Raw genomic sequence first — 11930 nt, 5'->3', positions numbered from 1 at the left:
GGAGTTCAAAGACTCATTAATGGAGTTCAAAGACTCATTAATGGAGTTCAAAGACTCATTAATGGAGTTCAAAGACTCATTAATGGAGTTCAAAGACTCATTAATGGAGTTCAAAGCCTCATTAATGGAGTTCAAAGGCTCGTTATATAGTAGACATCTCCAGAAATTAAATATGCGTTACCCAGAACCCTTGTAGAGACGTAGCAGTGCTACGTCTCTACGTTCTTTTTCACCAGATGTCTAGTCTAAACCTAACTTCTACCTTAAGTTGACACGTATGAGGATTGCTGTGCCCCTACTGCGTGGTCTATTTACCTGAAAATAGCTGTAAAATCTTACCAAACGATGTAAAGGTTTCAAACTCAGGGATGATGAATAATTAGCAATTAAATTGACAAAATCACACTATAAAAAGTGATATTAAGCGATAGACAGCGATCGCAAAGGACTGACGGGCATGATTAAATCTTGGATGGTGATTGGAGGTGTGGCTTTCTTAGTTGCCTTGGTGGCTAACGTAATTACGCCTAGCGATCGCCAATGGTTCAACCGCTTACAACGACCCAGATGGCTAACTTTTGAGGGTGCGATTCCAATTATCTGGACTGTAATATTTATTTGCGGTGCTTGGTCAGCTTATATTGTCTGGGAAAAAGACCCAGGAAGCACCTCAACCTGGTTAATCATGGGTTTATACTTGCTTTTAGAAATTATTACCATTGCCTATACGCCTGTAATGTTTAAGCTTCGCAGTCTGAAAGTGGGTACAATTCTTGGTGGCACAGGTTTTTTCATTTGTGCTTTATTGATACTTGCAATCTTAACTATTTCTGGTTGGGCAGCATTGTTACTAGTTCCTTATTTGCTTTGGAGTCCCATTGGTACTTATACCACTTGGCAGATGATCAGTCTCAATCCTCAAGATGCCTAAGATTCGTACCAGCGAATGATTCAACCTCAGCCCTAAATTGTCAAACTTGCAGTGTAGGACTTGACAAAATACACAAAGCTTGAGTGCATTATGATTCCATCTTGGATAATAATTGGGGCTGTAACTTTCTTTATCGCTTTTGGTAGTTTCTTGATTACGCCGCGTGATATTAAATGGTTCGCACAGTTAAGTCGCCCTCGCTGGCTAGTTTTTGAGCCGCTAATTCCCCTCATCTGGACTGTGATTTTTATTAGCGGTGCAGCTTCAGCTTATATTGTCTGGCAAAAAAATCCCGGAAGCTTAATTACTTGGCTACTAATGGCTTTGTACCTCTTGGTGGAAATTATCACCGTCGCCTACATACCTCTAATGCTGAGGTTTCGCAGTCTGAAAACTGGGGAAATTCTTGGCTTAATCGGTTTGATTTTAGCCGTTGTCCTGGGAATCTGCGTTTTACCAATTTCTCTAATGGCGGCGCTGTTACTCCTTCCCTATCTAGTTTGGACTCCCATTGGTACTTACACTACCGACGAGTTAAGGGAGTTAAACCCTCAAGATGCATAAAGAAGAATTTAGAAGTCAGAATTCAGAATTCAGGAGTCAGAACAAGAAAGTGGGGAATGAGCGCTTATCGTCCCTTGGGCGTTCCGCAGGAAAGATTTAGTGTAGATATCTCTAAAAAAGAATATAGAGACGTAGCAGTGCTACGTTTCTACAGGAATTCTGGATAACGCATATTTAGAGCAGTTTTCATGTATTTGAACCACATCTGTCGTAGGGGCACAGAAAAAGCTCATTGGTGTCAACTTAACGTGAAAGCCAGCCTAGAACCAGCTTTTAGCAGATTATCTCGTTATCTCGTTAAGAGTCTCCGACTGGGAATGCCCCTCATTGAGGCTCCGCCTCTCTTCCTGGCGGCAGAGCCACCAGGATCTGCATTTCCAGCCAGAGGCTGGAAACGAGGTTTTAAAGGGGTTTGAGCTTAGGTTGACACGCATGAGCATTGCTGTGCCCCTACCCGCGTGGTCTATTTACCTGAAAATAGCTGTAATTTCTGGAGATGTCTTGTGATGTTTCACCATTTATGGGACTTCCAAGAAATAAATTATCCAAAGAAACGAACCACAGAGACGCAGAGAACACAGAGAGAAGAGAAATAGAGAGGATTTTTGCGTCAGTTTTGGGATATTTTTTTATTTGGAAGTCCCTATTCAGACGCTCACGGACTCCAATTCAATTCTGATAGGACTTACGCACTCAAAACCTGAAACCTCGTTCGCGTAGCGTGCGCGAAGCGCACTCCCCCCTAACCCCCCGATAAATTGGGGGGGATCTAAAAAGCCCCCTTTTTAAGGGGGTTGGGGGATCTCTTATGCGTAAGTCCTATCTGAATTCTGAATTCTGACGCCTCGGCGGAGCGTCTCCGGCTCCGCTCGTGAATTCTTTTGTGATAACGCATCTATAGAAGACGCCCATAACGTGCGGTGACAGGATTGGCTGGATTGGATTGATTATTCAGCCAAGCCCACATTTGATCGCCAACAGAAAAATGCCACCACTCTCTAGGATTGCGTTGAAAGCCTGCTTTTAACATGACATCCCGCAATAGCTGACGGTGAGCATGATACTTTTGTGATTGTTGATGGTCGCTATTGGCATAATAATCGGGATGCGATCGCTCTGACATTTCATCAATCGGCGAACCCATATTCACTATTTGTCCGGCATCATCTACTAGCGTCACATCCACCGCCGCACCTGTACTGTGAGGAGGGGGAGTTTTTTCATCTAAACTTGGTACAGCCCAAATTTCATAAACCGCTTTCCAAATCTCTTGGCGAAGATTCGGTGATAATTCCACCTCAGTCAGTCCCCTGTCCTGCACTGCTTGGGCGAAGCTGTAATCTACCATAAACTGTTGGACTGCGATCGGGCGATAGGCATCAAAGATTTGGATACGCCAGTTAGGATGCAAAAGATAAAGGTAATTTTGGGCTTGGAGCAAATTTTCAATCACGCTTTCACGGAGATAATAAGGGGAGTGTTCGCCATAAATGGCACCCAACTTTTCATAAGGATGGGGAGATTCCACCGCAAACAGTTCTAAAGGAATCTCTATTAGCAGTTCACCACACTCGAAAATTGGGATTTGATGATAAGCCCTCATCTAGTCAGCCACATAAAAATTACTACGGATTTTTACGAAAGCATAGCATTCTGTGTGATTATTAAATAAAAATCGTCACATGCAGCATTGCAACGCCAACATCTAACATCCAAAATCCAAAGTTGAGTATGGAGTTAGGGGCTTTTTTTTGATAATATTGAGCTTTGGGGCGATCGCTACTAAGTCCTTGTGCTAATTCGGTTTTACTTAGGGACTGGACGAGACTCAATCCCAGAGACTTACTAGAAATGCTTTGGGTGTAGGCGGGGTTGAGGTAAGAGACGTATTTTGGTTTTCTTGCGACGTAAGTTTGGAAGAAAGGTAAACTCAAAACGTTCATGTAACGACGCGCCTGGGAAGCATCGCCAATCATATCGGCAGGTAATGCTACTTGTTGATTTGCAGGGTTGCCATTGCCAATAGTGGAAAAGTGCGTTCCACCTACAAGCATGACGAGATACTTTTGTGAATTCGTAAACCAGGAGAAAGGTAAAATTTGCTCGGCTAAAGCTGGTGCAACTGTATCATCACTACTGCTGACAATCATCACTGGAGTTTTTGTTTGACTTAAGCCAGCTTTGCCGAAAATAGAACTAGTTATGGGATTAACTGCGATCGCGGCTTTCACTCTCTCATCCCGCAGGTTATAATCCTTGTGAGAGGTACTGATGCTCAGTTCTAAAGCACGACACTGGAGCAGTAAAGACATATTCCAGGTATTTTGCAGTGCTGCTGGTTGACAGTCTTGTTTTAGCTGCTGAAAGTTGATTTTAGCACCTGCCAAGGCCAAAGCTGTGTAACCTCCCAAAGATTGACCAAATACTCCGACTTGTTGCAGATTTAACTTACCTTTAAACCGTGAATCAGATTGATTATCTTTTTCCAATTGATTCAATATATATGTCACATCCATTGGTCGGTCTTTAAATTCACCTGGTTCTGCAACTTCAATGGCGCGTCTATTCAACAGCGAACGCAATTGTTTAGCATCACTACCAGGATGATTGGGAACGACGACGGCAAATCCGTAGGAAGCTAGATGAGTGGCTAAATATTGAAAGTTGCTGCTGTCTAAACCCAAGCCGTGAGAAATCACAATTATCGGTGCTGTGTTCTGGACGTTGGGAATGTAAACATCAGTTAATAAAAGCCGATTGCGTGTTGAGTCAAAAAACTTCAGGGTGTATTTTTGTGACTTCAACTTTCCCGGAATCTGTAAATCGGGCAATTGTGAGAAATTTGGTTGGGAAATGGTAGCAGCTTCTATTTTAGACTTTTGGGAAACAGCTGCGATCGCCCGATGAGTTTGATTAACAAGTTTCTCCAATTCCGTAGCTATTTCCAAAGTCTCTGCGACATCAAGGCGAATGCTGCTGTTGGGATATTTACGCAACACATTCAAAAGTGTCAAGCCGGACGATTCCGCAGAGGCTAAAATTAGCGCCGAACGCAAAGCATCAAATTCTGGTTCTGACTGAGGAGATTTGGCGATAATCGCTTGCGCCAACCGATGCAGCAAAAATTCTCCTTGTGGTGTGTAGAGAAGTTGCGAAACTACTACCGGACTAACTTTCACACGATTAAGTAAAATCCGCCGCAATCCTTGAAGCTTTTTAAGAGGCAGATATTGCTGATAAGCTGCCAAATCGTTGTCAATTATACCTGTTTTGGCGTAGTTTTCTAAAGCACTGACTGAAATGGAAAGCTCTAAAGCTGAATAAGATGCATAAATCCGCTCTGCTGCCAAGACAGAATTACTAATTCCAAACGTTGGCAGCACCATTGAAAGAGCCAGCAATAAAGAATTTTTTCTGAGGGTGCTAGCCCAATTACCAAACAAACTATTCATCGCTCAACTATTTCGGTGGTCTGGTGTTATCAGGTGTTGGCTTTGGTAGTTATTCGGGCGCCCTGCTTGGTTTACTTAAAGTTATCGAAACAGAATTCAGGAGTCAGGAGTCAGAGGATGTTTGAAAAGTCGTTGGCTGTGATTTTAATTGCATTTTTACCCCCCTTAATCCCCCCTTAGAAAGGGGGGAAACCGGAAAATCTAGTTCCCTCCCCAATCCATCGGGGAGGGTTAGGGTGGGGTAAAAAATATTTGATACATCAATGATAACTTTTCAAACACCCTCTCAGAATTCAGCATGAATTATGGATTTAGCTTGCTTCAAATAAGGGGTATGAATAGGTTTAAAATCCCCACGAAATCTAGGATTTAGTACAATACGGTTCAGTTAGCGCCAAAAAACCCTCAGATGCGTAGGTTGGGTGGAGGAACGAAACCCAACATTTTCGCGGGTTTGTTGGGTTTCACTTCGTTCCACCCAACCTACGATTATCCTTAACTGAACCGTATTGGGATTTAGTAGTAAAAAAAGTAGTGATTCCCAATTAACCAGTAATTGACTCTGACTTCTGATTTCTTCCTCAAGGATTTTTTTGGCTATCAGGTCAAAACTCTACAGAGTTACACTGATGGGTGAAGTATCCATATTTAAATAGGCTAACCAATTCAAAATTCAAAATTAATTACGAATTACGAATTACGAATTACGAATTATTTTGACTCCAGTAGTTTGCCTTCACTATTAAATCATAGCAAATCAAAAATACCCTGCATCAGTATTTATGTTGTAGCTTTGAATATAGCACGAATTTACTAGATGAAAAACCTAGTAAAAATCCTGAAAATCATTTTTATCGAAACACAATTCAGGAGTTATGAGTCAGTATGAATTCTGTACGACTCGCTCTAATACCATTTCTTTGTGAGGCTGTCGCCAATTTTTCTTTCTTTCTTTGTGTCCTTTGCGCCCAACTCTTAGAGACGCTGCGCGTAGCTTGCTTCTGGGCAGGAGTACGCGGTTCGTTCCTCATATAGTTTGGCGGTTCTTCATGCAGAATTGGTATAAGCATTCTGAATTCTGACCGAAAAAGCGGATGAATAATCGGCGTTTTTGCACCCCCACAAAACTAGAATTTTTGGTGGTGCAACAATTCCTGCGCCGGTCCCAATCCCCGACTGATTGATTCTGACTCCTGAATTCTGACTCCTGAATTCTGACTCCTGAATTCTGACTCCTGAATTCTGACTCCTGAATTCTGACTCCTGAATTCTTCTTCAACAAACTCTTGTGGAGTAAGTATATTAACAGCCCAGCTAATCCAACTTAAATATAGAATAGCTTACCTACCCTAGCCAAGTTTTTGTAGTGATATGGCGTTTTTTGTTCACATAAAATTAGTAAACTACGTAATTACTTTACAAGAATAATAAATTTAAAACTTGCTCACAGATGTATAATTTTTTTCGTTGTTATTTTATGACAAAAACTATGGGGATTATACCCATAATAAGCTTAGTAGTCTTTATTACTGGCTTATCAATTTATTTGCTACTAACCTCAAAAGGTCGATTTTTACTCAAATCTTTGGTGATAAAAATAAAGCGCCAAGGGCAGAGATTCAGAGATGGCAAGCTTAACTACCTCAGATCAAGATTTTCAAAGACTATAACAATTGCTGCCATTATTCTGGTAGCAGTAATAGCTGGAAATAGTGTATCAGCGCAAGTTACGGGGTCGCCTCGAGTTTCGCTCAAGAGCGTATCGGTTCCAGAGCCTAATAATCTTGGAGACTTCGTAAAAGACAAAGTAGCTGCAATCAAGTTAGGAAAAACTCTTTTTTGGGATATGCAGGTTGGGAGCGACGGACAGACCTCCTGTGCTAGTTGTCACTTCCATGCTGGAGCCGATAATAGATCCAAAAATCAGATCAATCCTGGGCTTTTGCGGGTCAACGCCGATGGTACACCGAATCCAGATACAGCTTTTAATGTAGGTGGCGCACCAAACTACCAGCTCAAGCCGGAAGATTTTCCCTTCCACAAGCTGTCGAACTCCAATGATTCTAAAACTGTTGTGTCTGACCGTAACGATGTCAGTTCCTCTCAGGGGGTCTTCAATACGAAGTTTGTTAATGTCAAACCTGGTAGTGCGGAAGACCAAGTAACAAATGAACGCGATCCCGTGTTTAATGTGGGAGGTACGAATGTGCGCCGCGTCCAGGCGCGCAACACGCCAACCGTAATTAATGCAGCATTCAACTTCCGCAACTTCTGGGATGGAAAGGCGCAAAACATCTTTAATGGGGTGAACCCCTTCGGTTTAAGAGATCCTAACGCCTCTGTGGTCAAAGCACAAAACCCAAATCAACTCCAATTTGTCAAAGTCAGCCTGAATAATTCGTCTTTGGCTTCTCAGGCGCTGGGTCCGCCACTCAGTTCCACCGAGTTGTCTGCTGATGGTCGCACTTTTCAAGAAATTGGTAATAAATTCGGAGGAGTTGACAAGAAAAAATCTGTCACCGGACTGCCGCAAGATGATCTTATGCTCGGTCCATTACTCAATTCCATTCAAGAAATTGATGATAATCTCTCGCAAATTGACAACATAAATTCTCTGAGCGGACTGCTGCAAAATGTTCTGTCAATTAGCGGTACAAAGCTCCCCCGAATACTGGCGCAAAAGTTATCTACCCTCAGACCACTAGGCAAACAGGTTGTGCATCCACAAGACAGCGTTTTAGGTGCAAACAGTAGATGGCCTCAACCCGGACTGAAGGATAAAACCTACGAACAGCTGGTTAAAGATGCCTTTAAGCCGGTGTGGTGGAACTCTAATCGACTCATCCAAGTTGATGCTCAAGGTAGACGGACTTTTGTCAACACGCCTGATAACTCTTCCCAAACCAATGAGTACACGGTGTTGGAGTATAACTTCTCGCTATTCTTTGGGCTGGCGATTCAGTTATACGAGTCTACACTCATTGCCAATGATACGCCATACGATCGCTTCTTGGAAGGAAACACCAACGCCCTCACCGTGCAGCAGCAACAAGGGAAGAAACTATTCGAGGGCAAGGGGTGCATCGGTTGCCATAGTGGGTTGGAATTAACATCTGCTTCAGTGAGCAGCGTGGCTCAAGGCGGACGAATCAAACGTGCGCCGTTTGGTGCAAAATCCGCTGAAGACACTGGCTTCTTCAATATTGGTGTCAGACCTGCCACGGACGATCGCGGTTTGGGTGGTAATGACGGTTTATCTGCTAACGGCCCAGGTAATCCCCTCTCTGAGGCACGGTTGGCTCAACTGGGGACATTTAAGAATCTCCTGGGACAAGACCCCCCTATCCTGACTCCACCGTTGAATTCAAGTGAGAGCGTAATTGCAAACGGAGCTTTCAAAGCACCTGGGCTTCGCAATGTGGAACTCACCGCCCCCTACTTTCACAACGGAGGTCAGGGGACTCTAGAGCAAGTGGTTGATTTTTACAGTCGGGGTGGTGACTTTGGAGCTCTTCCCCCGCTGAATCTGTCACCAGCGGAAAAACAGCAATTGGTCGCCTTTTTAAAAGGACTCACCGATGAGCGAGTTCTCCATGAGAAAGCACCTTTTGACCACCCGCAACTGTTCGTCCCCAATGGACATCCGGGTAACTCTACCTCTGTTACCAATGACGGCACTGGTAACGCTACAGATAGCTTACTGGAAATTCCTGCTGTTGGTAGAAATGGTGGTAGTGGCACTCGAAATTTCCTGAATTAATCCCATTTCAGGAAATACTTGTAGGACTTACGCATAAGAGATCCCCCAACCCCCGATAAATTGGGGGCTTTTTATATCCCCCCAATTTATCGGGGAGTTAGGGGGGAGTGCGCGAAGCGCACGCTACGCGAACGAGGTTTCAAGCTTTGATTGCGTAAGTCCTGTTCTTGCTGGCAATGCAACTCCTGGTGGCTCTACCGCAAGTTACGGAGGCGGAGCCTCAATGAGGGGCATTCCCAGTCGGAGACTGGGAACGAGATAAGAGCTACGGTGTATACACAAGTCAAATTACCCCCCTTAACAAGTTTAGGGGTTTAAATCCCCGTCACAAAACGTAATTGCGAATTGGGAATTGGGAATTGCGAATTGCGAATTGCGAATTGGTTTAATCCCCCCGATATATTGGGGGGAAACAGGAATCTGGTTCCCTCCCCAATATATCGGGGAGGGTTAGGGTGGGGTAAAACTGACGCCAAAACACAGGTGAGTAAACTATTTAAGACTTGTGTATACACCGTAGCCAACTAAGAGAGGAACAGACTTGAACTAAAGTTCAACGCAGAGAGAAGTTCGTTGACAGATCACGTTAAAAGAAATCAGCCATCCAAGGCGACGCACCTGCAAATATTTGCGTAGCTGCTGAAATAGCCGTTTCTGTCCCATGCAGTTTTCCCACTTGTTGCAAATGGTAGGGGGTGAACAAACTTGTATATAGTGGTGCTAGTTCTCGAACATCTAACTGCAACTCACCTTTTCCACCTTTTGTAACTTCACCGCGTCCATTGGCGACAGAAAGAATAAATTTACCATTATTTCCAGTTAGCAAATTATCTTGAATATCTAAGTGCAGTTCAGCTTGGATTCCCGAAGGATAACCCCGCATCTCCAGCGCCTTGACTACATCTACTACCCGCAGCAGCCAACGCATCGTCTGCCTGAGTTTGGCAGTTTGCTCTGGTAGCAGCAATGTCAGGGAATCAATCACAGAACTTCTCCATCGCACCCGTTCAATTTGAGAGCGATGAGTGGCAAGAAAAGACCAAAAACTTTGTGCAGCCACATCTGTGAGAATTACCCAATCTTTGATCCGCAGAATTGCGCCATCCTCTTTTGAATGTTGGCTAAAGAGGATGTAGCCTTGGGGTTTCTCTTTGCTACCGATAAAATATGCGTAAAATGTTTCTTTCTCATCTGGCTGGATTAAGCGCTCCCAAATTGCGGGATGTCGGTCTAAATATCCAGGCGTTTGTCTCGCTTGCTGCTGATATAGTTCATGAAAGACTTGAGGATTGATACTCACTATTGGTTGCAAAGGTAGGGGTTGCTCCCGCACTTGGATAGTGTTAGTAGCAACTTCCCAATTACACCAGCTACCCCCCTGCTCATATCCGACTTTTCGATACAAAGTTTGCACTGCTGGATAAAGAGCGGAGAGCGGTATACCTCTAGCATAAAGTTCTTTGAGGGTGTGCTGCATGAGTGCGATCGCAGCTCCCGAACCGCGATACTCTGGAGCAATACCTACTACCGCAATTCCGGTCATTGGTACACGCACACCACCCCACCACTGACCCATATCCAAAGTTGCCAATCCACCAATTAATTGCTGTGACTCACGAATAATGCGGAAATTTTCTACGCCAAGGAGATTGATATAAGCTTCCTCGCCACCAAGCCCACTGATGAAACATTGCTCAAAGATAGTTTCAAGCTGTTTAATATCCTGTGGATGGGCAAGAGTGCTGTATTCAAATTGAGACATCATCTCTCATACCATTAATAATACAAAACCACAATCATACTATCTCAGCCCCTTTCGAGCCAGGACAGACATGATACTCAGCCCTGCTGCGCCATCCAAGCGAGAAAACCCAAAATTTGCTCAACTGGAGGGAGGGGGTAATCTGTAAGGTCAATGGACGCGCATTGCTCTTCCAGCTTCAGAAACCGCCAAACCGTGCCACTACTCACTGTTCCGTAAATCGTCGAAATCGGCTGTTGCTTTTGTTGGTTAAAGCGTTGAGCTGCAACCATTTCGGCGAGGCATTGACCTAGCGCTGGTTTCAGGTCTTCCTTTTTTGCTTCCACTAGAATCACCGCAGGAGCTTTGATAAATAGTTGTTCTGGGGAACGACTAATGAGAAACTCAACATAGCCAGTGAGTTCAGCCTCCGGTTCTACATTGAATTCCTCGCCAGAGAAAACGCTAATCTGTCCTTTGAGTTGGCGTTTCACTTCCAGTAAGACAGGATTGATGATGCCCTCAGAACGGGCTTTCTCACTACTCACTGCGATCGCCCAGGGAATTGTTTCTTTAAGAATATCCACTAGCAAAGAGGTAGGGGTGAGTGAGGGAATTTCTGGCAGGAAACGACCCCCTTCAACGATTGTGAGTTGGAAATCCTCTACAGCTTTTTGAAGAGTGAATTTACTATAAGGCATAGATTTATAATTATTAGAAAGTATGAAGATTAACTAAACATTTTACAGGCTTGTCTTTGCGATCGCTCGCTTGTAGAATGACGGTAGAAAGTAGCGAAGGTTAAAGGGCATGCCTGCGGGGGTTGTCTCTTTCATGGGGTGTTACTTCGACGTGAAAGCTATGCTGGTAAAGCATTATACTCTATTTTTAACTTCTATTTTGTTTAAGTCCCGATAACAGCTTTATAGTCCTCAAGTTGGACTTTAAAACCCAAAATTTTGACCTTCTGAGGCTCGACTTTGACCTTCTGAGGCTCGACTTTGACCTTCTGAGGCTCAACTTTGACCTTCTGAGGCTCAACTTTGACCTTCTGAGGCTCGACTTTGACCTTCTGAGGCTCGACTTTGACCTTCTGAGGCTCGACTTTGACCTTCTGAGGCTCAACTTTGACCTTCTGAGGCTCGACGTTGACCTTTTGAGGCTCGACTTTGACCTTTTGAGGCTCGACTTTGACCTTCTGAGGCTCGACGTTGACCTTCTGAGGCTCAAAACTTGGACTTTAAAACTTGGCTGATATTAAAACTAGCATTTACGCAAAAGGTTTGAGAATAAGCTGCATATAGGAATCATATTTGATTTCTGAAAAAATCTCGGTAGTAGGTTGGGTGGAGGCTTTGCGTAACCCAACATCCTGATATAGGACTCGTATTTAATTTATGAAAAAAATCAGTACGCCCCAAAAAGGCTTCTTCTCCACTCCCTGTCTACGCAAATAATTATGGCTAGGCCACACTGCACGAA

9 protein-coding genes and 1 pseudogene are annotated in these 11930 nt (G+C 43.9%); 6 read left to right on the top strand and 4 right to left on the bottom strand.

All coding sequences use genetic code 11. The features are described from left to right. The 4 genes and pseudogenes from V7K27_RS14895 to V7K27_RS14880 all read left to right on the top strand — a co-directional run. A pseudogene (locus tag V7K27_RS14895) lies at nucleotides 1–196 on the top strand (hypothetical protein); the annotation flags it as partial. Nucleotides 197–457: 261 nt separating this feature from the next. Further along, the gene (locus V7K27_RS14890; RefSeq protein ID WP_334948407.1) at nucleotides 458–931 is read left to right on the top strand and encodes a TspO/MBR family protein; all 474 of its coding nucleotides are present in this window, start codon (nucleotides 458–460) and stop codon (nucleotides 929–931) included. Between the two features lie 90 nt (nucleotides 932–1021). Continuing rightward, entirely contained in the window at nucleotides 1022–1495 is a 474-nt protein-coding gene (locus tag V7K27_RS14885; protein WP_334948405.1) for a TspO/MBR family protein, read from the top strand. Nucleotides 1496–1683: 188 nt separating this feature from the next. Beyond that, nucleotides 1684–1911 carry a hypothetical protein gene (locus V7K27_RS14880; protein ID WP_334948403.1) on the top strand — a complete coding sequence of 76 codons (228 nt, stop codon included), beginning with the start codon at nucleotides 1684–1686 and terminating at the stop codon, nucleotides 1909–1911. 479 nt (nucleotides 1912–2390) lie between these two features. On the opposite strand, the gene V7K27_RS14875 is transcribed toward V7K27_RS14880, so the two are convergent. Both V7K27_RS14875 and V7K27_RS14870 read right to left on the bottom strand, forming a co-directional pair. Continuing rightward, complete coding sequence (locus tag V7K27_RS14875) at nucleotides 2391–3098, bottom strand: M15 family metallopeptidase (RefSeq protein ID WP_334948401.1); 708 nt, start codon at nucleotides 3096–3098, stop codon at nucleotides 2391–2393. A 61-nt stretch (nucleotides 3099–3159) separates the two neighbouring features. Further along, nucleotides 3160–4947: an alpha/beta hydrolase gene (locus V7K27_RS14870; RefSeq protein WP_334948399.1), complete on the bottom strand. Its 1788-nt coding sequence runs from the start codon at nucleotides 4945–4947 to the stop codon at nucleotides 3160–3162. Between the two features lie 1489 nt (nucleotides 4948–6436). On the opposite strand from V7K27_RS14870, the gene V7K27_RS14865 reads away from it, so the two are divergent. After that, a complete protein-coding gene (locus tag V7K27_RS14865) occupies nucleotides 6437–8707 on the top strand; it encodes a cytochrome-c peroxidase (RefSeq protein WP_334948397.1) in 2271 nt (756 codons plus the stop codon). 586 nt (nucleotides 8708–9293) lie between these two features. Here the strand turns inward: V7K27_RS14865 and V7K27_RS14860 are convergent. Further along, nucleotides 9294–10472 carry a GNAT family N-acetyltransferase gene (locus V7K27_RS14860; protein WP_334948395.1) on the bottom strand — a complete coding sequence of 393 codons (1179 nt, stop codon included), beginning with the start codon at nucleotides 10470–10472 and terminating at the stop codon, nucleotides 9294–9296. 74 nt (nucleotides 10473–10546) lie between these two features. Continuing rightward, nucleotides 10547–11149, bottom strand: coding sequence for a hypothetical protein (locus V7K27_RS14855; protein ID WP_334948393.1), 603 nt, complete (start codon nucleotides 11147–11149; stop codon nucleotides 10547–10549). A 236-nt stretch (nucleotides 11150–11385) separates the two neighbouring features. Here V7K27_RS14855 and V7K27_RS14850 point away from each other — a divergent pair, with 236 nt between their 5' ends. Next, nucleotides 11386–11703 carry a hypothetical protein gene (locus V7K27_RS14850; protein ID WP_334948391.1) on the top strand — a complete coding sequence of 106 codons (318 nt, stop codon included), beginning with the start codon at nucleotides 11386–11388 and terminating at the stop codon, nucleotides 11701–11703. Nucleotides 11704–11930 lie beyond the last annotated feature (227 nt).

The organism is Nostoc sp. (assembly GCF_036919575.1).
Classification (GTDB): Bacteria; Cyanobacteriota; Cyanobacteriia; order Cyanobacteriales; family Nostocaceae; genus Nostoc.
Note: the sequence above shows the minus strand (reverse complement) of the source record. Positions and strands in the feature narration are given on the sequence as shown.

Excerpts from the sequence above, each read along its gene's own strand:
- V7K27_RS14860 (WP_334948395.1), bottom strand. The coding sequence starts at position 10,472 with ATGATGTCTCAATTTGAATACAGCACTCTTGCCCATCCACAGGATATT.
- V7K27_RS14885 (WP_334948405.1), top strand. The coding sequence starts at position 1,022 with ATGATTCCATCTTGGATAATAATTGGGGCTGTAACTTTCTTTATCGCT.
- V7K27_RS14870 (WP_334948399.1), bottom strand. The coding sequence starts at position 4,947 with ATGAATAGTTTGTTTGGTAATTGGGCTAGCACCCTCAGAAAAAATTCT.
- V7K27_RS14890 (WP_334948407.1), top strand. The coding sequence starts at position 458 with ATGATTAAATCTTGGATGGTGATTGGAGGTGTGGCTTTCTTAGTTGCC.
- V7K27_RS14875 (WP_334948401.1), bottom strand. The coding sequence starts at position 3,098 with ATGAGGGCTTATCATCAAATCCCAATTTTCGAGTGTGGTGAACTGCTA.
- V7K27_RS14865 (WP_334948397.1), top strand. The coding sequence starts at position 6,437 with ATGGGGATTATACCCATAATAAGCTTAGTAGTCTTTATTACTGGCTTA.
- V7K27_RS14880 (WP_334948403.1), top strand. The coding sequence starts at position 1,684 with ATGTATTTGAACCACATCTGTCGTAGGGGCACAGAAAAAGCTCATTGG.
- V7K27_RS14855 (WP_334948393.1), bottom strand. The coding sequence starts at position 11,149 with ATGCCTTATAGTAAATTCACTCTTCAAAAAGCTGTAGAGGATTTCCAA.